18 protein-coding genes are annotated in these 20,923 nt (G+C 56.8%); 14 read left to right on the forward strand and 4 right to left on the reverse strand.

Going from position 1 to position 20,923, the window contains the following annotated elements:
* Positions 1-291 precede the first annotated feature (291 nt).
* From GSQ70_RS21845 to argE, 3 genes are read left to right on the forward strand one after another with little or no spacing between them, the layout of a single operon-like run.
* The gene (locus GSQ70_RS21845; protein WP_147199871.1) at positions 292-711 is read left to right on the forward strand and encodes a RidA family protein; all 420 of its coding nucleotides are present in this window, start codon (positions 292-294) and stop codon (positions 709-711) included.
* 1 nt (position 712) lies between these two features.
* The gene (locus GSQ70_RS21850) at positions 713-1,390 is read left to right on the forward strand and encodes a DUF1028 domain-containing protein (protein ID WP_158784472.1); all 678 of its coding nucleotides are present in this window, start codon (positions 713-715) and stop codon (positions 1,388-1,390) included.
* A complete protein-coding gene (gene argE / locus GSQ70_RS21855; RefSeq protein ID WP_158784473.1) occupies positions 1,383-2,537 on the forward strand; it encodes an acetylornithine deacetylase in 1,155 nt (384 codons plus the stop codon). Before GSQ70_RS21850 ends, argE begins: the two co-directional genes overlap by 8 nt.
* Here the strand turns inward: argE and GSQ70_RS21860 are convergent.
* Positions 2,534-3,481: a LysR family transcriptional regulator gene (locus GSQ70_RS21860; RefSeq protein ID WP_158784474.1), complete on the reverse strand. Its 948-nt coding sequence runs from the start codon at positions 3,479-3,481 to the stop codon at positions 2,534-2,536. The two genes, argE and GSQ70_RS21860, sit on opposite strands and share 4 nt — an antisense overlap.
* 404 nt (positions 3,482-3,885) lie before the next feature.
* On the opposite strand from GSQ70_RS21860, the gene GSQ70_RS21865 reads away from it, so the two are divergent.
* The 8 genes from GSQ70_RS21865 (at position 3,886) to GSQ70_RS21900 (ending at position 15,618) form a co-directional block, all read left to right on the forward strand.
* A complete protein-coding gene (locus GSQ70_RS21865) occupies positions 3,886-6,255 on the forward strand; it encodes a glycoside hydrolase family 3 C-terminal domain-containing protein (RefSeq protein WP_158784475.1) in 2,370 nt (789 codons plus the stop codon).
* Positions 6,256-6,313: 58 nt separating this feature from the next.
* A complete protein-coding gene (locus GSQ70_RS21870) occupies positions 6,314-7,399 on the forward strand; it encodes an ABC transporter substrate-binding protein (protein WP_158784476.1) in 1,086 nt (361 codons plus the stop codon).
* Between the two features lie 50 nt (positions 7,400-7,449).
* Complete coding sequence (locus GSQ70_RS21875) at positions 7,450-9,213, forward strand: ABC transporter permease subunit (RefSeq protein WP_233268408.1); 1,764 nt, start codon at positions 7,450-7,452, stop codon at positions 9,211-9,213.
* An 11-nt stretch (positions 9,214-9,224) separates the two neighbouring features.
* Entirely contained in the window at positions 9,225-10,262 is a 1,038-nt protein-coding gene (locus tag GSQ70_RS21880; protein ID WP_158784477.1) for an ABC transporter ATP-binding protein, read from the forward strand.
* A gap of 235 nt (positions 10,263-10,497) precedes the next feature.
* Positions 10,498-11,754 carry an NAD(P)/FAD-dependent oxidoreductase gene (locus GSQ70_RS21885; protein WP_158784478.1) on the forward strand — a complete coding sequence of 419 codons (1,257 nt, stop codon included), beginning with the start codon at positions 10,498-10,500 and terminating at the stop codon, positions 11,752-11,754.
* A gap of 98 nt (positions 11,755-11,852) precedes the next feature.
* The gene (locus GSQ70_RS21890; protein ID WP_158784479.1) at positions 11,853-12,752 is read left to right on the forward strand and encodes a LysR family transcriptional regulator; all 900 of its coding nucleotides are present in this window, start codon (positions 11,853-11,855) and stop codon (positions 12,750-12,752) included.
* 348 nt (positions 12,753-13,100) lie between these two features.
* The gene (gene hdcC, locus GSQ70_RS21895; protein ID WP_158784480.1) at positions 13,101-14,447 is read left to right on the forward strand and encodes a histidine-histamine antiporter; all 1,347 of its coding nucleotides are present in this window, start codon (positions 13,101-13,103) and stop codon (positions 14,445-14,447) included.
* Between the two features lie 34 nt (positions 14,448-14,481).
* On the forward strand, positions 14,482-15,618 hold the full coding sequence (locus GSQ70_RS21900; protein WP_158784481.1) for a histidine decarboxylase: 1,137 nt from the start codon (positions 14,482-14,484) through the stop codon (positions 15,616-15,618).
* On the opposite strand, the gene GSQ70_RS21905 is transcribed toward GSQ70_RS21900, so the two are convergent.
* Positions 15,603-15,752, reverse strand: coding sequence for a hypothetical protein (locus GSQ70_RS21905; RefSeq protein ID WP_158784482.1), 150 nt, complete (start codon positions 15,750-15,752; stop codon positions 15,603-15,605). The genes GSQ70_RS21900 and GSQ70_RS21905 overlap by 16 nt on opposite strands.
* Before the next feature lie 24 nt (positions 15,753-15,776).
* Here GSQ70_RS21905 and hisS point away from each other — a divergent pair, with 24 nt between their 5' ends.
* Positions 15,777-17,045, forward strand: a complete 1,269-nt coding sequence (hisS, locus tag GSQ70_RS21910) for a histidine--tRNA ligase (RefSeq protein ID WP_158784483.1) — start codon at positions 15,777-15,779, stop codon at positions 17,043-17,045.
* 39 nt (positions 17,046-17,084) lie between these two features.
* Complete coding sequence (locus GSQ70_RS21915) at positions 17,085-18,905, forward strand: ATP phosphoribosyltransferase regulatory subunit (protein WP_233268411.1); 1,821 nt, start codon at positions 17,085-17,087, stop codon at positions 18,903-18,905.
* Positions 18,906-18,948: 43 nt separating this feature from the next.
* On the opposite strand, the gene GSQ70_RS21920 is transcribed toward GSQ70_RS21915, so the two are convergent.
* Together GSQ70_RS21920 and GSQ70_RS21925 are read right to left on the reverse strand one after the other, a co-directional pair.
* Positions 18,949-19,257, reverse strand: a complete 309-nt coding sequence (locus tag GSQ70_RS21920) for a putative quinol monooxygenase (RefSeq protein WP_158784484.1) — start codon at positions 19,255-19,257, stop codon at positions 18,949-18,951.
* 32 nt (positions 19,258-19,289) lie between these two features.
* Entirely contained in the window at positions 19,290-19,871 is a 582-nt protein-coding gene (locus tag GSQ70_RS21925; protein WP_158784485.1) for an NAD(P)H-dependent oxidoreductase, read from the reverse strand.
* Positions 19,872-20,025: 154 nt separating this feature from the next.
* Here GSQ70_RS21925 and GSQ70_RS21930 point away from each other — a divergent pair, with 154 nt between their 5' ends.
* Entirely contained in the window at positions 20,026-20,796 is a 771-nt protein-coding gene (locus GSQ70_RS21930) for a transporter substrate-binding domain-containing protein (RefSeq protein ID WP_233268413.1), read from the forward strand.
* Positions 20,797-20,923: the final 127 nt, after the last annotated feature.

A 20,923-nucleotide genomic window follows, 5' to 3' on the forward strand; every position in this document is an offset into this window, starting at 1 on the left:
CGCATCACGGGTGATCAGCGGTAACTCTTTGACGGTGGAATGCATAGCCGGATCCTCAATAATTGATGGTTGAGTATGTTCATGACGGGAGGGAAAGATAAATGTGTATTTTTTTATCCTCTGGCATCAAAAAAACGAGGCTCTCGCCAGACAAGTTTTCGCCTAACCTTTGCAGATAAAAATCCTTATTTATTTTTGCCTCGCTGGCTCCAAAAATGGGTCTGCTATGTCCGGAGCGAGAGCGGCCTGTAAAGCGGCTTCCGTATACCCTGCGATTTTAAGGAACCGAAGATGAGTCAACCGACGCACACCCGCATTCGCATGTTTAATACCAAAGATACCTATCCTAACCAGGCGCTGAATAACGACCTCTGCCAGGCGGTCCGGGCCGGTAATACGGTTTATGTTCGCGGCCAGGTCGGTACCGATTTTGACGGTAATCTGATCGGGCTGGGCGATGCGGGACTGCAGGCTGAGCAGGCGATGAAAAACATCAAACAGCTGCTGGAAGAGGCCGGTAGCGATCTCAGCCATATCGTGAAAACCACCACCTATATTATTGATCCGCGCTATCGCGAGCCGGTCTATCTGGAAGTGGGTAAATGGCTGAAAGGCGTGTTCCCAATCTCCACCGGGCTGGTGGTTTCCGCGCTGGCACAGCCGCAGTGGCTGGTGGAAATCGACGTGATCGCCGTGATCCCGGAGGCATAATATGACCTTTTCCATTGCCGGTTTTTGCCCCCGCAGCGGCCAGTACGGCATTGCCATCAGCTCTTCCAGCATCGCGGTGGCGGCTCGCTGCCCGTGGCTGCAGAGCGGCGTTGGTGCGGTATCCAGCCAGAACGTCACGCTGCCTGCGCTGGGGCCGAAAATTCTCGCCCGGCTGGCTCAGGGGGATAACGCGCAGGCCGCACTGGCAGCGGAAATGGCTGCCGAGCCTTTTGCTGACTGGCGGCAGGTGACGGTACTGGATAACCAGGGTCAAAGCGCGGTCTGGTCCGGCGCACACACGCTGGGTGTCCACCATTCGCGTCAGGGGCTGAACTGTGTGGCCGCGGGCAATATGTTAGCCAGTACCAACGTAATTGACGCTATGGTCGGCCAGTTCTGCGCGGATCCTGAGCTGTCGCTCGGCGACCGGCTGATGGCGGCCCTGCAGGCAGGTTTACAGGCTGGCGGCGAAGCCGGTCCGATCTACTCTGCCGGGCTGAAGGTGGTGAGCAGCGAAAGCTGGCCGCTAACCGATCTGCGTGTTGACTGGCACGAGCAGGATGCGATTGGCGAACTGGAGCGGATCTGGCAGATGTGGCAGCCGCAGAGTGAAGCGTATCTGACCCGTGCCGTCAATCCGGTCGAGGCACCGAGCTATGGCGTGCCCGGCGATGAGTAACCTCACCACGCGGGATCTGTTGGCGGACCTCATTGCTTTCAATACCGTCAGTCGCGAGAGCAACCTGGCGCTGATCGACTATGTCCGTGACTATCTGGCAGGCTTCGGTGTTCGTTGCCAGATCCTGAAAGATGACAGCGGCCACAAAGCCAACCTGCTGGCGGTGATTGGCCCGCAGGATCTGCCTGGCATTGTGCTGTCGGGTCATACCGACGTGGTGCCGGTTGACGGCCAGCAGTGGCAAAGCGATCCGTTTGTCCTGCGCGAAGCCGATGGCTTGTTATACGGTCGCGGCGCCGCCGATATGAAAAGCTGGCTGGCAGCGGTGCTGGCAGTGGTGCCTGAGCTGGTGGCGCAGCCGCTGAGCCAGCCGGTGTGGATTGCCTTCAGCCATGATGAAGAAGTAGGGTGCAAAGGGGTCCCGGGGCTGCTGGCCCATGTCGATACCCTGCCGGTGCGGCCTGCGGTTTGTATTGTTGGCGAGCCAACGGAGATGCGGCCGATCCTCGGGCATAAGGGGAAAATTGCCCTGCGCTGTGAGGTGACCGGGTATGCCAGCCATTCGGCTTACACGCCGCAGGGCGTGAACGCGATTGAGTATGCGGTGCGGATCATTCAGCAACTGATGGCGCTGGCGGAACGGCTGAAGCTGGAGCAGAACCTGGCATTCGACCCACCGTTTTCCACCCTGCAGACCGGCGTGATCCGTGGTGGCGAGGCGTTAAATATCGTGCCTGCACACTGCCAGTTTGATTTTGAAATCCGCACGCTGCCGGGGGTGGAAGCGCAGCCGATGATCGATGAGCTGGTCGAGTGGTGCCAGCGTGAGCTGGTGCCGCAAATGCAAAGTATTTCACCTGACTGCGCCATCACTTTCAGCCCGCTGAGCCACTATCCCGGCCTGCAGACAGAGAGCTCGGCGGCGATTGCTAGCGTGCTGGCGCTGCTGCCCGCGCCGGAAGCATTAAGCACCGTGGCCTTTGGAACCGAAGGCGGCCTGTTCCAGCAGCACGGCATTCCGACGCTGGTGTGCGGTCCCGGCGCCATGGCGCAGGGTCACAAGCCGGATGAATTTGTCAGCCTGCAGCAGCTGGCGGAGTGTGATGACTTCCTGCTCCGCCTCTGCCGCCAGCTGCAAACTGCTTAAGCCACTGACAGCGGGGGCATCTCAGATTCGCTGAGGTGCTCCGGCGTCAGCTCCTGCCCCCGGCAGTAATCCATAAACAGCTTCGTCGGACGGGTCGGCTCGGCGTGGCGCAAATGAGCCATCACCAGGCACGATCCCTCCATCTCATCGCGAATGGTCACCCGCTTCACGCGCTTGCCGTCATAGGTAAAGTCCGGGAACGGGCGCGTCACCAGCAGCGAGAAGCCAAATCCCTGGCCGACCATACAGCGCACCATCTCAATCGACGGCGAACTGAAAGCGACGTTTGGCGACAGCCCTTTCTGCTTGAAAATATCCAGGAAGTAGTTCCTGCTGGGCACCACGTCCAGCAGGATCATCGGTTCATGGCTCAGCTCTTCCAGGCTGACGCTGCTGCGCAGGGCCAGCGGATGGTCAGCAGGCAACAGCGCATACGGCTTCTGCGGCGCTTTCAACTGCTCAGCATGAATGCTGCTGTCCAGCTCGTGGCGGTAGAGGATTGCCATATCAAACCGCCCACGGTGCAGGCCATCGGTCAGCTCATGCTGCTCGCCGTCATAGATCTGCACTTCAATATTCGGATAGAGCTTTTTGAAACCGGCAATCAGCTTTGGCATATAAAGAGGGGCGGCGGTTTCGAAGCAGCCAACGGAAAGCGTGCCCGCCACCATGTCATTGTCTGCCCGTGCATTCTGTTCAAACTGCCGCGACATTCTCAGCAGTTCGGCCGCCTTCTCATAAAAACGCCGTCCGCTGGGTGTCAGCGACACGCCCTGTGCGTGATGGCGGATAAAAAGCTGCTGCTCAAAACTCTCCTCCAGACTTTTAATCGCGGTTGAAATTGACGGCTGAGCGATATGCAGATGGCGCGAAGCCTCGGCAATGCTGCGGTGCTCAACCACGGTAATAAAATATTTAAGCTGTCTGAGGGTGAAATGAGCCATGTGCAGGTGATCTCTCTGATTAGTATTTGGTTATGTCAGAGCTTTCTGTGAGAACAAAAAAGCGATGCAGAATAAGAATAGCAATAACCGTGCCAGCCGAAGTCAGAGGGATGAAGCTGATAATTTATTGTTCTGAGTGAAAAATGCTCTGTGGCTGTGCAACGCTCTGCCTTCTGTCGGAGCATAAGCGCCATTTCAGGGCAAATTGCGGTTATGCAGGGCCATTTCGGCCTGCAGGTCCCGGTGATTTCTTACGCTATTTTCTCCCAGCCTCTGGATAGTTTTTTTAACCTTAGTGGCAAACTTTTTACTTCTTTCGCCTCTGTTTCTGTCAGGTCCATATTGGATACCAGCAACTTCTGCGGCGCCCGCTCGCCGCTATCACCTGACAGGAATATAAAGGCATGAGCACTGCTTTAACTCAGCACGGGGAATTTTTGTCTCTGGCCAAAGATATGACGCCGGAAGAGCTTGGCGACATTCTCAGCGGTCACGGCATGTGGAAAACCGGGGCCAACGCGCGCCTGGGCATTCCGCACATCATCATGACCGACGGCACCTACGGCGTGCGCTACTCCATCCAGCAGATTGAGCAGGATGAGAAGGGCGGTCAGGACTTTGAAGCGTTCCTGAACGTGGTTAATCAGCGGGCGAAAGATGTGGAAGTGGCCTGGGGCACCATGCGGCCTGCCACCTGCTTTCCAAATGGTTCCAGTTTTGCCTGCAGCTGGGACGTGAACCTGGCGAAAACGTTGGGCGACGCGCTGGGCAAAGAGTGCCAGCATCTGGGCGTTAACCTGCTGCTCGGTCCTGGCATCAACATCCGCCGCACCCCGCTGGGTGGCCGCAGCTATGAATACTACTCCGAAGACCCGCTGATCAGCGGCGAGATCGCAACAGGGGTGATTAACGGCCTGCAACAGCAGGGCGTCGGCGCGTCTTTAAAACACTTCGCCTGTAACAACTCTGAAGTGGAACGCACCAGCATGGACTCGATTATTGACGAGCGTGCGCTGCGTGAAATTTATCTGCGCGGCTTTGAGCGCGCCATCAAACAGTCGCAGCCGTGGACCGTCATGAGCTCCTACAACCGGCTGAACGGCGTGCATACCGCTGAAAACAGCTGGCTGCTGGAAGATGTCCTGCGTTCTGAATGGGGTTTTGAAGGCGTGGTGGTGGCGGACTGGCACGGGATTAAAGATCGGCCGCTGTCGCTGAAGGCAGGCAACGACCTCGACATGCCGGAAAGCGAAACGCGCAAGGCCAGCCTGGTGAAAGCGCTGAAAGCCGGTGAAGTACCACGCGAGCAGGCCGAACGCTCAGCAGAACGCATCCTCAGCCTGATCCATAAAGCCAAAGCCGCCGAAAAACCGGGCACCCCGATGGAAACCGATGCGCACCATGCGCTGGCCCGTCGCATGGTGGCCGAATCCATCGTGCTGCTGAAAAACAGCGACCAGGCGCTGCCGCTGGAAGCCGCCTGTTGCCCTAATCTGCTGATTGTTGGTGAAGGGGCGAAGAAGCCGGTGATCCAGGGGTCAGGTTGCGCCACCACCACGCCAACGCAGGTGGATATTCCTTACGACGAAATCCTGAAACAGTGCGGCGACAGCATCACCGTAAGCTGGAGCCAGGGCACCAGCGACCAGGCTGCTGACCATCCGTCACTGATTGCCGAAGCCTGTGCCGCCGCACGACAGGCCGACCGCGTGGTGGTATTCGTCAACAGTGAAGATGGCTACGACGGCGAAGGCTCCGACCGCCGTACTCTGGGCCTGCAGCAGGGCCATGATGAACTGATCCGTGCCCTGGCCGCCGTCAACGACAAAGTGATTGTGGTGCTGGCAAACCCGGACGCGGTAGTGATGCCGTGGCTGGATCAGGTCAGCGCAGTGGTGGAAACCTTCTACGCCGGTCAGGCGATGGGCGGCGGCGTGGCGGACGTGCTGTTCGGTGTGGTTAACCCGTGCGGCAAGCTGACCGTCACCTTCCCGCAGCGCATCGAAGACATTCCGGGCTGGCACAGCTATCCGGGCGAAAATGGCCGTCATTACTACAGCGAAGGGATCTTCGTCGGCTACCGCTGGTACGACACCCGCAAGGTCGAGCCGCTGTTCCCGTTCGGCTATGGCCTGAGCTACGGCCAGTTTGCCTACAGCGACATTGAGCTGGACCGCGATAGCCTGCGTGATGGCGAAGAAGTCACAGTCAGCTTCACCCTGACCAACACCGGCAGCCGCGCCGGTAAAGAGATCGCCCAGTTGTACAGCCACTATCCGCACTCAACACGTTCCCGCGCTGAGTATGAGCTGCGTGCTTTCTGCAAGGTGGAACTGCAACCCGGTGAACAGCAGCGCGTGACGCTGACCGTTCCGGCTGCCGACCTGCGTTATTACCACACCGGTCGCCAGCAGTGGGTTCTGGAAGCGGGTGAACTCTCGATCTGCGTCGGGCCGAACTCCCGCGATCTGCCGTTGCAGACCAGCCTGAACTGCCTGAGCAAGGTTGCTGAGCACCGGCTGATCTCCCGCGATACCCAGCCGATCTTCGTGCTGGATAACCCACTGGCCCGTGGACACTTTAACCGCTTCCTGCAGGTTCAGCTGTCGGTCAATGAAGCCGACGCTGACCGGATGCTGGAACACTGCAAAAACTCGTTCTTCAGCATCTTCACCACCTTCGACCGTCGCTTCCGCCAGCGCTTTGCGGCAGAGGCTGTCGACCAGCTGATCGACGAGGTCAATCGAGCCATTAAAGAGCAGGAACAAGAGTAAAAACAGGGCATTCAGGCCGACACATAACACCATTTTGCTATGCAACAGGGGAATCAGGATGAAAGAGAACAAACAGTACACTCGTCGTGATGCACTTAAGCTTGGTATGGGGGCGGCAGTCACCGCCGCCGTTGCCCCGATGATCATCAGTCGCCCGGCGCGGGCGGCAGAAGTCACCACCCTGACCGTCGCCGACGTTGGCGGCCCATATGGCACGGGGTTTGGCAAAGCGTTTTACAAGCCGTTTGAAGAAGCGACCGGGATTAAAATCATCAACACGGTGCTGGGGCCGGATCCGGTGCCGCAGTTCCAGATGATGGTGGACACCAAAAACTACCTGTTCGACGTGGCGCTGCTTAACCCTGAGCATCTGGTTCGCCTGAACAAAATGCCGAAGCCGTATCTGGAAGATCTGCACCTTCAGGTGCCGGACCCGGAAAACTATGTCAAAGGCGCGATCACGCCACAGTTCGGCGGTGTGAGTATTTACGCGCTGGCGCTGGGCTATCGCACCGACACCTTCGACGGTAAAGCGGCCCCTGCTAACTGGACTGATTTCTGGGATACCGCCAAATTCAAAGGCCGTCGCGGCCTGTGGCGCAGCCCGGTCTGTACGCTGGAACTGGCATTGATGGCCGATGGCGTCGATCCGAAAAAACTCTACCCGCTGGATGTTGACCGCGCGTTCCGCAGCCTCGACAAAATCCGCAAGAGCATTGACGTGTGGTGGACCAGTGGTGCGCAGGCCACCCAGATGCTGCAGAGCGGCGAGCTGGACATGATGAGCATCTGGAGCACTCGCGCCCAGACCGCCATTGATGCCGGTACGCCAGCCAACATCGCCTGGGGGCAGGGGCTGTACAACATCGATGGCTTTACCATTCCGCACGGCAGTCCGAAGCTGGAAGCGGCCCGCAAGTTCATCCAGTTCTGTATGGATGCCAAACGCCAGTCGCTGTACACCAGCGATCTGGCCTGCGGCCCGACCAACATCAAAGCCTATGACTTTATCGACAAGAAGAAAGCTGCTCTGCTGCCAACCGCCCCAGACCATATCGGCGGCCTGGCACAGCTGGGTGCCGACTACTGGGGTGACAACCAGGTCGCGCTGACCGAACGCTTTGAGAAGTGGGTAATGAGTTAATCCGGACGGTGGCGCGCTGAGCGCCACCTGTTCTTTGGGAGGAGAGTTCCTTGACCGATCTGGCAACATCTGATGAGAAGAAACGTATGCCGACAGTAAAACGGCGCTGGCATCCCCTGTGGCTGACGATGCCGGGCCTGTTATTTCTGGCCCTTTTTCTCGCCTGGCCCACCCTGAAGCTGATGCTGCTGAGCTTCCAGACCAGCGACGGAGGTTTTTCGCTGGATGTCTGGAGCCAGATGTTTGGTGCAGGCATCTATGTGAAGGTGATGATCAACACCTTTGTTATCGCCCTGCAGACCACTATTGGCTGCCTGTTAGTGGGCTATCCGGTGGCGTACTGGCTTTCGCAGCGCAGTGAAAACGCGCGACGACGGCTGATGTGGCTGATTTTACTGCCGTTCTGGACCAGTGCCTTACTGAAGAACTTCGCCTGGCTGGTGCTGCTATCGCGGCGCGGCATTCTGTCTGAAATCCTGATGTCGATGGGGGCCGATCAGCCGCTGAACGTCCTCTACACGCGCGGTGCAGTGGTCTTTGCCATGGCGCACAGCATGCTGCCGCTGGCGATTATCACCATGCTGCCGACCATGACCGGTATCGACAGTGGCCTGATGCGTGCAGGTCATACGCTGGGCGCGTCAAAGGCGCAGAGCTTCTGGCGCATCTTCTTCCCGCTGTCGATGCCGGGCGTGGTGGCTGCCTGTCTGCTGATCTTTATCGGTTCGCTGGGCTTCTTTATTACCCCTGCGCTGCTCGGCAGCCCGCAGGATTCGGTGATCGGCCAGCTGCTGATCACTCAGGTTCAGCAACTGCTGAACTGGCGGCTGGCGGGCGCGGTGGCGATGTTGCTGCTGGTGACCACGCTGGTGGTCTGCTTCTGCTACGACAAGCTGTTTGGCATGTCGGCGATTTCGGGAGGCGAAAGTCATGCCAGCGGCAAATATATTCGCCGTCTTGGGCAGACGATCGCTGCAGGTGCCGCAAAGCTTTGCGACTGGCTGGCTCACGCGCTGGCGCTGATACCTGGACGTCCCGGCTTCGGCTGGCTGCTGCCGCTGTTCAGCGTGCTGGTGATCCTGGTGCTGGTGCTGCCGGTGGTGTCGTTCCTGCCCATGGCGTTCAGCAGCTCCAGCTTCCTGCAGTTTCCGCCGCCAGGCTTCTCGCTGCGCTGGATGGAAACCTACCTGGGGTCGCCGATCTGGACCGGCGCAACGATACGCTCATTCGGTATCGCGCTGGTTACCGGCATCCTTTCGGTGCTGATTGCCGGGGCTGCGGCGTTTGGCCTGGCGAAGCATCAGGGCAAGTCCGGCAGCTTGGTGGTGATGACTTTTCTGCTGCCGATGATCATTCCGAACATTGTGACTGCCGTTTCCCTGTTCTACCTGTTTGCCACTCTCGGGCTGGTGGGATCGGATCTGGGCATCATCCTCGGCCATACGGTAATGGCGATCCCGGTGGTGTTTGTGATCATCCTGACCACCTTTAAAGGCTACGACTGGCGACTGGATCAGGCGGCGAATACGCTGGGTGCCAGCCGCTGGCGCACCCTGCGGGAAGTGACTCTGCCGCTGATCAAAAGCAGCCTGGTGGCCGCCTTTATCTTTGGCTTCCTCAACTCCTTTGAGGAGCTGACCGTAGCGCTGTTTGTTGGCGGCGGCGTGAAGCAGACTCTGCCGAAACAGATGTGGGATGACGTGCTGTTATCCGTGACGCCGACGCTGGCCGCCGCTTCGGTCATTATCCTGTCCGTCGTGACAGTGTTGTTCATCATTGCTGAACGCTCGCGCCGCAAAGCGGAAGCGCTGTAGGAGAAAAAATCATGTCATCCGTAAAGTTAAAGGTGGAGCAGATCGCCAAGTACTACGGGCAAACCAAAGTCCTGCAGGATCTTGATTTGACGGTACAGCAGGGCGAGCTGTTGACCCTGCTCGGCTCTTCCGGATCGGGCAAAACCACGCTGCTACAGATTATCAGCGGCCTGACGGAGCCGACTTCCGGTCGGCTGCTGATTGACGGCAAAGACGAAACCTGGACGCCGGTTCACAAGCGCGATATTGGCGTGGTGTTCCAGAACTACGCCCTGTTCCCGCATCTGACCATTGAAGAGAACGTGGCTTTCCCGCTGCGTATGCGCCAGTTACCGGTGGCTTTCGTTGCCCGCAAGGTGAAAGAAGCACTGGAGATGGTGGAGCTGGGCCATGCCGCGCAGCGTTTCCCTCGGGCATTGTCCGGCGGCCAGCAGCAGCGTGTCGCGCTGGCTCGTTGTCTGGTGTATCAGCCAGGGATCATCCTGATGGATGAACCGCTGGGTGCGCTGGATCGTCAGCTGCGCGAGACAATGCAGATGGAGATCCGCCGTATTCACCGTGAATCGGGCGCAACGATTATTTTCGTTACCCACGATCAGGAGGAGGCGCTGGCGCTGTCGGATCGTATCTGCCTGATGAACGAAGGACGGATCGTGCAGATCGATACGCCGCAGGCGATCTATCAGCGTCCTAACTCAACCTTCGTGGCCGGGTTTATTGGCCTCTCCAATATCCTCAGCGGCGAAGTTCGTGCCGGTCAGCTGGTGACGAAGCAGGGTGCCTTTGCCCTGCCGGATACCCGCGCGGCACAAGGACAGGCTTCACTGGTGATCCGTCCGGAGCACATCCGTATCCTGAAGTCGGGTGCAGCCCCGCTGGAAGGGGAGATCTGCGAGAGCATTTATGCCGGTTCGGAAACGCGGCTGGTGGTGGCGCTGGCGGACGGTGCGCGATTTGTGGTGCGCAGCAACGGCCTGTCCGGAGAGAAAATCGGCGACCGCGTTTCACTTGGCTGGGATGCACAGCAAAGCCTGCTGCTTTCTGCCTGATGTTTTGATTCTGCGTCAGCTTTCCTGCCCGCGTGGTTTATTTCACGCGGGAGGAAAGCCCATTGATTAAATAAACAGGGTGATCGCTGTTTTACAGCGGAATTGTGGCGTTGTCCGGTGCCTCTTTATTTTATCTTCAGGGGCTCGTTTTTTACTAATTTACCCGACTGCCGCAGTTCAATAACCTTGGCGCATGCTGAAGTGATGAGTCCAGACCTTATTTAAGGATGCAGTGATGACCGTTGAAAAAACCGAAATTGACACGCTGGTAGTCGGCGCGGGGCAGGCAGGTGTGGCGATGAGCGAACACCTGACCACGTTGGGCATCAGTCATCTGGTGCTGGAGAAAAACCGTATTGCTGAAGCCTGGCGTACCGGACGCTGGGATTCACTGGTGGCCAATGGCCCGGCCTGGCACGATCGCTTCCCGAATATGGAATTTCCCGGGATTGATGCTGATGGCTTTGTGCCAAAAGAGCAGGTCGCGGATTATTTCGTGGCCTACGCAAAACAGTTCGATGCGCCAATCCGTACCGGTGTGGAAGTGAAAAGCGTGGTGCGCAATGAGGGACGTCCGGGGTTCACCGTCGAAACTTCTGAAGGCGTGATTGAAGCCCGTCATATCGTGGCGGCTACCGGCCCGTTCCAGCGCCCGGTGATCCCGGCCATTGCACCAAAAGATCAGGCATTAACCCAGCTGCATTCTGCCCAGTATTACAACCCGCAGCAGCTGCCGGAAGGCGCAGTGCTGATTGTCGGCGCTGGCTCATCTGGTGTGCAGATTGCCGATGAACTGCAGCGTGCAGGCAAAAAAGTATATCTCTCCGTCGGGCCGCACGATCGCCCACCGCGCGCCTATCGCCAGCGTGACTTCTGCTGGTGGCTGGGCGTGCTGGGCCTGTGGGATGCTTCGGCCAGCGTACCGGGAAAAGAGCACGTGACTATTGCCGTCAGCGGCGCGCGTGGTGGCCATACCGTGGACTTCCGCAAGCTGGCGCATCAGGGCGTTAATCTGGTTGGACTGACTAAATCCTTTGCCGACGGGAAGATCACCTTCCAGCCCGACCTGGTCGACAACATCGCCAAAGGGGATGCCAACTATCTGTCGTTGCTGGATGCCGCCGATGCGTATATTGCCCGCAACGGACTGGATTTGCCGCCGGAACCCGAAGCCCGCCAGTTTATGGCCGATCCGGGGTGCATGGTGAATCCCATTACGGAGCTGAATATCAAAGAAGCAGGTATCACCACTATTATCTGGGCAACGGGTTATATTGCCGATTACAGCTGGCTGAATGTGGATGCCTTCGACGAAAATAAAAAGCCAAAACATCAGCGCGGCGTTTCCAGCGAAGCGGGCGTTTATTTCCTGGGGTTACCGTGGCTTTCTCGTCGTGGTTCAACATTTATCTGGGGCGTCTGGCATGATGCGAAATATATTGCTGATCATATCGCCACCCAGCGTAAATATAGCGAGTACGGGCAGAAATAACTTTTCTTAGCTGTTTTCAGCCGGTAAAAAAATCTACACTGTGCTTTCCCGGGGCGACCAGCTGGTTGCCCCTTTTTTCTCTTCAGGAAAGCGCTCCCGTGAAGATCACCCTCGAAGAACTGCGCGCCTGGGTGGTGGTGGTGGATACCGGCTCCATCACCGCCGCCGCCGAGCAGCTCAGCCAGACCACTTCCGGCATCAGCCGCGCGCTGAGCCGCCTGGAAAGCAAGCTCCAGACTACGTTGCTACATCGCACCACCCGGCGAATCGCGCTGACCGAAGAGGGGCTGCTCTTTCTCGACCATGCGCGGGAAATTCTGCAGTCGGTTGAGCGGGCGGAAGAGCAGATTGCTCTGCGCCAGGTGACCCCTTCCGGGCGGCTGCGGGTCAATGCCGCCACGCCCTTTATGCTGCATGTGATCATTCCGGTGCTGGATGAATTCACCACCCGCTATCCTCTGATCCAGCTTGAACTGAACACCGATGACGTGGTTATCGATCTGCTGGAGCAGCAAACGGATATCGCCATTCGTATTGGCGAGCTGCGGGATTCGACTATCCATGCCCGTGCGCTGGGCAGTAGCAAACTGCAGTTGATGGCCAGCCCGGAATACCTTGCGCGACACGGTACGCCCGCCAGCGTGGCCGATCTGGCTAATCATCGCCTGCTGGGCTTCAGCCAGCTGGAACACCTCAATCTGTGGCCGGTGCGGCAGAGCAATGGCGAATTGTTGCAGATTAAACCTACCGTAGCGGCCTCCAGCGGTGAAACGCTGCGTCAGCTGGCGGTGCATGGCCAGGGGATTGTGCGGATTTCAGATTTTCTCAGCCGCTCCGATCGTGCCAGAGGGCGGCTGGTGCCGGTACTGGAAAAGGAAACGGAGAACATCAGTCACCCGATTAATGCGGTCTATTACCGCAACAGCACACTGTCGGTGCGCATCCGCTGTTTCCTGGACTTCCTCAGCGAGCAGATTGCCAGCAAGCCGCTGTTGTAAACAGAGCAGATTTATTAACGTAATCCCTCGTAACGATCCTGCATAATTCATATTCCTGACTGTCCACGGGCGGATAATAATCCGTCCGTCCTCTTTCTCTTTCTCCGAAAAACAACGTCCACTGTCTTCCCTTAGGTTTCTTTGGGATGGTTCTTTTGCAGGTAAATAAAAAAGGGGACGGAGTCAATTCCGGAGTGTTTGTATAAAAAATGAACTTTAAGGCGGATCAAAAATGCGGTGCCTGGCGCAAAGCATGACATTGATCATTATTCACTGCTGGTTATTTGAAAAGATAAATACATCGACCACCCACTAAAAGTTTTTAAAACTCTACAGGGAATTAAATATATGGGCAAAGTAAGCGCGGGTACCGCGCAAAAAATGGGGCTGACTGCTCTCACATTGGTTACCGCTTCTAATATGATGGGCTCCGGAATATTTATGTTGCCAACCAATCTCGCCGGGATTGGTTACATCTCTTTATGGGGATGGTTATTCACTATTATCGGCGTTATCGCTCTGGCGCTGGTCTTTTCTAAAACCAGCCTTATCACCCCCAGAGCCGGGGGCATTGTGGCTTACGCCAGCGATGCATTCGGCCCCTTTATCGGTTTTCAGACCACGGTTTGCTACTGGATCAGCGCCTGGATAGGCAACGTGGCGCTGTTGGTTGCCGGGGTTGGGTATCTCAGCTATTTCATCCCGATTCTGCATAATCCGGTGTATGGCTGCATCAGCGCCATTGTCATTCTCTGGGCTTTTATCGCACTGGGCAGTCTGGGCGCAAAAACCGCAGGGCGTGCGCAGTCATTCACCGCCAGCTGTATGCTGATCGTAGTGCTTGGCGTGGGGATTGTTGGCTGGTTCTGGTTTGAGCCGAAGATGTTCTTCGAGGTTTATAACGGTACGGGCCACAGCGACAGCTCAGCGATCATTTCCGCAGCCTCTATCGCTTTGTGGGGATTCCTCGGCGTTGAATCGGCGGTGGTGTCCAGCGGTCAGGTTGAAAACCCTGAGCGCACCGTCCCGCGGGCCACCGTGTACGGGCTGCTTATCGCTTCAGTGTGCTATGTCGGCAGCTGTACCGTTATTTCCGGCCTGGTGCCGCATGAGGAACTGATCAACTCCGCTGCGCCGTTTGCCGATGCTGCCCGCTATATGTTTGGTGATATGGCCGGGAATATCGCTTCAGCGATGAGCATCATTGCCTGCTTCGGATCGATTTCCGGCTGGCTCATCCTGCAGTCTGAAGGCCCACGCGCTGGTGCTCAGCAGGGGCTCTTCCCGAAAATTTTCGCCGACACCAATAAACACGATGTGCCGATGAAGGGCCTGATTATCTCCGGTGTGTTGATGAGTCTGGTGCTGTTGCTGACTGCCTCTCCGAATCTCGCTAAGCAGTTCCAGGTGGTGATTCTGATGTCGGTCTTCGCCTCCCTGCTGCCCTATATGTACGCCATTATTGCGCTGCCAATCATTATGGTATCGAAAAAAATAAATCGCGGAAAAAGCTTTATGTTTTATTGCGTGCTCACCGTCATTGGCGTGATTTATTGCATCTTCGCGCTGCTGGGTTCAGGTACTGATTCAATATTCTGGGGCACCGTGATGATGATGGTGACAATTCCACTGTTTTCCTTCGTTGCTGCCGGAAGAAACAAAAAAGGGCAAGACATACTTTATCTCGAAAAGTAAATTTTATCTGAAAAGCATTAACAGGAATGTAATTATGCCATTATCTATTGCTGACCAAAATAAACTGGACGCTTTCTGGTCATATTGCGTAAAACATCAGTATTTTAATATTGGTTATCCGGAATCGGCCGATTTCGATTACACCATGCTGGAACGTTTTCTGCGCTTCTCCATTAATAACTGTGGTGACTGGGCGGAATATTGTAACTATTTGCTGAACTCATTTGAATTTGAAAAAGAGGTGATGGAATACTTCGCCGGATTATTCAATATTCCGTTTGAAGACAGCTGGGGCTATGTCACCAATGGCGGCACGGAAAGTAATATGTTCGGCTGTTATCTGGGGCGTGAGCTGTTCCCGGAAGGCACGCTTTACTACTCAAAAGACACCCACTACTCCGTGGCGAAAATCGTCAAGCTGTTGCGCATTAAGTCTCAACTGGTGGAATCGCAGTTCTGTGGTGAGATGGATTACGACGACCTGGAGAGAAAAATCAGTGCTTCCGGTGAGCGTCACCCGATCATCTTCGCCAACATTGGCACCACGGTTCGCGGAGCCATTGACGATATTGCCGAAATTCAACGGCGCATTGCCGGGTTGGGGATTGCCCGTAAGGACTACTACCTGCATGCCGATGCGGCACTGAGCGGCATGATCCTGCCGTTCGTCGATGAACCTCAGCCCTTCACCTTTGCTGATGGTATCGACTCTATCGGTGTCTCCGGCCATAAAATGATCGGCTCTCCGATCCCCTGCGGCATCGTGGTGGCGAAGAAGAGCAATGTCGATCGCATCAGTGTAGAGATCGACTACATCTCCGCTCATGACAAAACCATTACCGGCTCCCGCAATGGTCACACCCCGCTGATGATGTGGGCCGCCATGCGTAGCCACACCAACGCCGAGTGGCGTCGCCGCATCCAGCACAGCCTGAATATGGCTCGCTACGCGGTCGATCGTTTCAAAGCGGCAGGCATTGATGTGCTGTGCCACAAGAACTCGATCACCGTGGTGTTCCCGAAACCTGCTGAGTGGGTATGGAAAAAGCATTGCCTGGCGACTTCAGGCGACGTGGCACATCTGATCACCACCGCCCATCACCTGGACAGTTCGCAAATTGATGCCCTGATTGATGATGTGATCAGCGATCTGAATCAGCGTGCGGCCTGACAGATGAAGCTGTCAGGGAGCTCAACCAGCGTGCGGCCTGGAAGTGAGCAGCGGTAAATCACCGCTGCTCCCTGAATAATCTGGCAGATTTCAGCGCCAACCGGGATCTGCCAGACCCGGCCACTATAAGGCATTTTCCCCATCAGGAGCGATTGAAAATGAACAACAGTTTGCGGGCGATACGCGGCATGCGTGATGTACTGCCGCAGGAAACGCCAATATGGCAGTGGTTAGAGGGTAAATTTCGCCATCTGACTTACCGCTACGGTTACCAGGAGATGCGGCTGCCTCTGCTGGAGCCGGTGGCCCTGTTTGAACGTGCGGTCGGCCAGGCGACCGATATTGTCTCGAAAGAGATGTATAACTTTATGGACAAAAGCGGTGAACACATCACCTTGCGTCCGGAGGGAACCAGCGGCTGTATGCGCGCGGTGCTGGAAAATAATCTCTGCTACAACAAAACCCAGCGTCTCTGGTACCAGGGGCCGATGTTTCGCTATGAGCGCCCGCAGAAGGGGCGTCTGCGCCAGTTTACCCAGTTCGGCGTTGAGGCTTTCGGCATGGCCGGACCGGACGTGGATGCTGAAATTATCTTTATGCTGCGAGATCTGTTTCAGGAGCTGGGGCTGACCAGCCATCTGCGGCTGGAGATCAACTCGCTGGGGATCCCGGAAGAGCGACGTGCGCACCGCGAGGCGCTGGTGGCCTGGTTCAGCGCTCATCGGGACCAACTGGACGAAGACAGCCTCAACCGGCTGGAAACCAACCCGCTGCGCATCCTCGACAGCAAAAACCCCGATATGCAGGTGATGCTGAATCAGGCTCCCCGCCTGCTGGACTTTCTGCAGGAAGAGTCCCGACAGCACTTTTCTGCGGTCTGCGAACTGCTTGAAAAGGCCTCTATTCCCTACATCGTTAATCCACGGCTGGTGCGCGGCCTGGACTATTACACCCGTACCGTTTTCGAGTGGATTACGGATGAATTGGGTTCACAGGGAACCGTCTGCGGCGGCGGCCGTTATGACGGGCTGGCACAGCTGTTCAGTCCCCGGCCTCTGGCGGCCTGCGGGTTTGCCATTGGTATCGAACGGCTGCTGCTGCTGATCCAGACCGTCAGCCAGCAGGATAACCCGCTGTGGCACTTTCATCCCGATGTGGTGATCGCCAACGAGCGGCAGGATGACGGGCTGAAGGCACAGCTGCTGGCCGAGCGGTTACGCCAGCAGATTGACGGGCTTAGCGTGCTGGTGGACTGCAGCGGGGCGAAGCTGAAGCGGCAGCACCAGACGGCTCTGCAGAGCCAGTGTCAGGCTATCGTCACGCTCAATAGCGGTGGTGAAATTCGCTTGTGGGATCTCGCCAGCTCACAACAGATGACCCTCAATGAGAAGGATCTGATCGGTTGGCTGCAGCAGCATCTGCATTAATTTTTCAGGGAAGAACAGCGCCTTCAGGAGAGACGGGCAGTGACAAGAAAAAGCCGGCTATTTATTCAGGGAATGCCTCATCTGGTGCAGCTCAGAGGCCATAACGGCGAACTCTTGTTTCGGGATGAGGCCGATTATTTAAGCTTCAGCCACTGCCTGACGCTGGCTGCGTTGCGCTATGAGATTGCGCTCCACAGCTGGTCGCTGGCACCAGCGCGAATTTTGTTTTTTCTCAGTGCCGTGGACAAACTCTCGCTGGGGCGTTTCATCCAGCATATCGGGCGCAGCTATGTTCCCTTTTACAACCGTCGTTATCACCGCAGTGGCGCTCTGTGGGACAACCGCTATCTCAGCAGCCCTGTCGAGCCTGGCGTCTACTTTCTGGCAGTGAAAAGATTCATCGAGCAGGGGGAAGACGGCGTCAGGGGGTATCACAGTGAAGGCGAGCTGCCCGTTGGGCAGGTTGCCCCACACGCGGCCTGGCTGCAGCTGGGAGAGAACCTGGCGCAACGGCAGTCGAAATATCAGGCATTTTGCCAGACGCCGGTTAACGCTGCGCTGGTTGCCCGCATCCGCAGCGCGCTGGATCAGAACTGCCTGCTGGCTTCCCCCAGAGTCAGTGAGCAGCTGGAAAGCCAGCTGGAGCGTACGCTGCGTCCACGCCATGGCGGCCGGCCACGCAAGTATGCGTCCAGCCCGTCAGAGCAATGGCTGTGGCTGGAAAAACAGGCCGGTGAATTTTTTCAGCAGCGTGGCTATCAGCAAATCCGTCTCTCTTTACTGGAGCGCGAACCGCTGTTTTCGCCGGGTGGACCGGTTATTCATGGCGACGGAGAACTGCGGGGAGATGGCACCACCGGCTGTTTGCGTCTGATTGCCACCCACTGGCATGAAGCGGCGATGGGGCGTCTCTGGTATTCGGGGGCGATGTTCTGCCAGTCGCGCCACAGTGAACGTCTTCAGCAAAATCACCAGATTGGCGTGGAAGCCTTTGGCATGCCCGGCATTGATATCGAGCTGGAGCATCTGACCATGCAGGCGCAGTTTTTACGCCGTCTTGGCCTGGCGGATCGGGTGGAACTGTATATCAATACTCTGGGCAGCGTAGAAACGCTGAACTGTTTTCGTCAGGCGTTACGCGAATATTATCAGCCAGTTGCCCATTTTCTTGCCCGGGAACAGTGGGAATGGCTGGAAACCAGGCCCGAGCGGCTGATCCACCATGACGATATCCTGCTGCAGCGTCTGGCTACCAGGGCACCCCGGTTGGAAGAGTTTCTTTCGATTGATGCCTGTCAGCGCTTCAGCCGCATGCAACACACGCTGAGCGAAGCCGGGATCGCCTGGCAGTACGATCCGGCGCTGTTTCCCCATAACGACTACTGCCAGCTGGTGTTTGAGTGGCGCAGTCTCGAACAGGGGGAAAACCGGGTGCTGTGCCGGGGTGGACGCTATGATGCCTGTGCCAGTCGGGTGGTCGGGCGCGCGGTCTCTGCCTGCGGATTCGCGTTTATGCTGGAACCGCTCATGGCTTTGCTGAGCCACAATGCTTCCCGACGCAAAAGTGCCGGACAGGTGGATGTGGTGATCATTCCCTGTCAGCCGCGTGGGGCCGGGCAGGCATTGTTGCTGGGGCGTCAACTCCGCCAGCAGTTTCCGTTACTGAGCATCATGAATGACTGTTCATCGCAGCGGTTAGCCACTCGCTATAAAAACAGCTGGCGACAGGGTGCCCGCTTTATTCTGGAGCTGGAAGGGGATGGGGAAACGCTGTTGCTGCATGATGCACAAAATCAGTCCTGCCAGCAGGCCAGTGTCGATACGATTGCGGCAAGGTTGGGTAATGCGTTGATGCTGTAGGGGAGTAGAGAAAACGGGGCGAAAGAGCTCGCCCCGGCAGACATTACTTTGCGGCTTCCAGCACAAAAATTTTCACATCCACCACGTCATCTTTGATGTTGGCGCGGTGAAGTTCCATATGTGCTGCCTGCTGGTGCTGTTCCAGATGGCGCAGCGAATCCCAGTGCTCAACCATAAAGATCGAATCCGGCGAATGCTGCTTCCAGGGCACCTGCGCTTTGTGGTCGATCAGCGCCTGATACTTGCCGCAGCCCTCTTCCTGTAACACCGTGGGCGTCAGTTTCTCAATGGCCTGCAGGACGGCGGTACGGCGACCCGCTTTGACGCAAATTTCGGCAATAACAGTCAGCATGGTGATTCCTTCAGAGATGGGCGTCTTATCAGTTAAGCAAAGATCTGGCTCAGATGAGTCTGATAGCGCTCGATATCGCGTGGAATGTCTGGTTGCTTGATCACGTCATTACAGATAAAGCTCGGCAGTGGTTCCATGCCCAGGAACTGATTTGCCTTGTGGAAGTGCAGGTACAGACCATCCACGCCAACGCCTTCAAAGAACTGCTCTGGGTCGGTAAAGGCCTGCAGCGGAGCATTCCAGGTCAGGGACAGCATATATTTTTTACCCTGGATCAGGCCGCCAGAACCGTACTTTTTCGCGGCATCAGAGCGGGTGCGGCCATCGCTGGCGTACAGGGAGCCGTGGCCTTCGGTGAACACTTCATCAATATATTTTTTCAGGATCCACGGCTCGCCCATCCACCAGCCAGGCATCTGATAAATCACGGTATCGGCGTCCAGGTACTTTTGCACCTCATCAGCCACCACATAGCCTTGATCCACTGCGGTGATCTCCACCTGATGGCCAGCGTCGCGCAGCCAGGTTGCGGCCACGTCGGTCAGGGTGTGGTTCAGTTCGCCTTTTGAATGGGCAAAGGCTTTGCCGGCGTCAATAATCAAAATCTTGCTCATGCTTCTCTTTCTCCAGTTCATGACTATCCGGCGAGTGTACGCGGGTGGTGGCAGCAAAAAAATGTGTGTTCGATCACAACACTTTTGCTATTTACGCAACAATACCCGGACAAAGGGTAGGATTTCCGCTTCAGACATCATGAGACAGAACAAAATGATAAAAACAGGGATCGCAACGCTGCTGCTGGTTGCGGCAGGCAGTGCCAGCGCACAGTCACATCTGGACCGGGTCATACAGAGCAAAGTGCTGACGGTCTGCACCACCGGCGACTACAAGCCTTACAGCTTTCTGCGGCCTGACGGGCAGTATGAAGGGATCGACGTGACTATGGCCCGGTCGCTGGCGAAAAGCCTTGGCGCGCAGGTTAAATGGGTGCCGAGCAGCTGGAAAACCCTGACGCCGGATTTCCTGGCCAAACAGTGCGATATCGCGCTGGGCGGCGTCTCCGTCACGCTGAAGCGTCAGCAGACCGCCTGGTTCGCCACGCCACTCGGCACCGACGGTAAAATCCCACTGGTGCGCTGTGCAGATAAAGCGAAATACCGCACCATCGCGCAGTTGAACAAACCCTCCGTACGGTTGATTGAGCCAGCCGGTGGCACCAATGAAGCCTTCGTGCACAGCATCCTGCCGCAGGCAAATCTGACCCTGTTCCACGATAACGTCACCATTTTCCAGCAACTGGTGGATAAAAAAGCCGATGTGATGATCACCGACGCCTCCGAAGCGATGTACCAGCAGAAGCGTTTTCCGAAGCTGTGCGCCGTTAATCCGGAGCAGCCGATGCAGTACGGTGAAAAGGCCTATATGCTGCCGCGCGATGATATGAGCTGGAAACTGTATGTCGATCAGTGGCTGCATCTGAGCAATGCCACCGGGGAATATGCTCAGGTTACCGGACAGTGGCTGGCCGCCGCGAAATAATCTTTTCCGGCGGGGGAAATCGCTCACCCCGCCGTATTCCACGCTCACATGTTACCTGTGACAGAACCTGCCCGGATAAGGTACTATCCTCGCCAAACGACCCCGATGTGGCGTGTCGATCGCGCCG

This window comes from Pantoea sp. BAV 3049 (assembly GCF_009765445.1).
Classification (GTDB): Bacteria; Pseudomonadota; Gammaproteobacteria; order Enterobacterales; family Enterobacteriaceae; genus Erwinia.

Bases quoted from the DNA above. Each gene is read 5' to 3' on its own strand.
- GSQ70_RS21845 (WP_147199871.1), top strand. From the start codon at position 292: ATGAGTCAACCGACGCACACCCGCATTCGCATGTTTAATACCAAAGAT.
- GSQ70_RS21850 (WP_158784472.1), top strand. From the start codon at position 713: ATGACCTTTTCCATTGCCGGTTTTTGCCCCCGCAGCGGCCAGTACGGC.
- argE (WP_158784473.1), top strand. From the start codon at position 1,383: ATGAGTAACCTCACCACGCGGGATCTGTTGGCGGACCTCATTGCTTTC.
- GSQ70_RS21860 (WP_158784474.1), bottom strand. From the start codon at position 3,481: ATGGCTCATTTCACCCTCAGACAGCTTAAATATTTTATTACCGTGGTT.
- GSQ70_RS21865 (WP_158784475.1), top strand. From the start codon at position 3,886: ATGAGCACTGCTTTAACTCAGCACGGGGAATTTTTGTCTCTGGCCAAA.
- GSQ70_RS21870 (WP_158784476.1), top strand. From the start codon at position 6,314: ATGAAAGAGAACAAACAGTACACTCGTCGTGATGCACTTAAGCTTGGT.
- GSQ70_RS21880 (WP_158784477.1), top strand. From the start codon at position 9,225: ATGTCATCCGTAAAGTTAAAGGTGGAGCAGATCGCCAAGTACTACGGG.
- GSQ70_RS21885 (WP_158784478.1), top strand. From the start codon at position 10,498: ATGACCGTTGAAAAAACCGAAATTGACACGCTGGTAGTCGGCGCGGGG.
- hdcC (WP_158784480.1), top strand. From the start codon at position 13,101: ATGGGCAAAGTAAGCGCGGGTACCGCGCAAAAAATGGGGCTGACTGCT.
- GSQ70_RS21900 (WP_158784481.1), top strand. From the start codon at position 14,482: ATGCCATTATCTATTGCTGACCAAAATAAACTGGACGCTTTCTGGTCA.
- GSQ70_RS21905 (WP_158784482.1), bottom strand. From the start codon at position 15,752: ATGCCTTATAGTGGCCGGGTCTGGCAGATCCCGGTTGGCGCTGAAATC.
- hisS (WP_158784483.1), top strand. From the start codon at position 15,777: ATGAACAACAGTTTGCGGGCGATACGCGGCATGCGTGATGTACTGCCG.
- GSQ70_RS21920 (WP_158784484.1), bottom strand. From the start codon at position 19,257: ATGCTGACTGTTATTGCCGAAATTTGCGTCAAAGCGGGTCGCCGTACC.
- GSQ70_RS21925 (WP_158784485.1), bottom strand. From the start codon at position 19,871: ATGAGCAAGATTTTGATTATTGACGCCGGCAAAGCCTTTGCCCATTCA.
- GSQ70_RS21930 (WP_233268413.1), top strand. From the start codon at position 20,026: ATGATAAAAACAGGGATCGCAACGCTGCTGCTGGTTGCGGCAGGCAGT.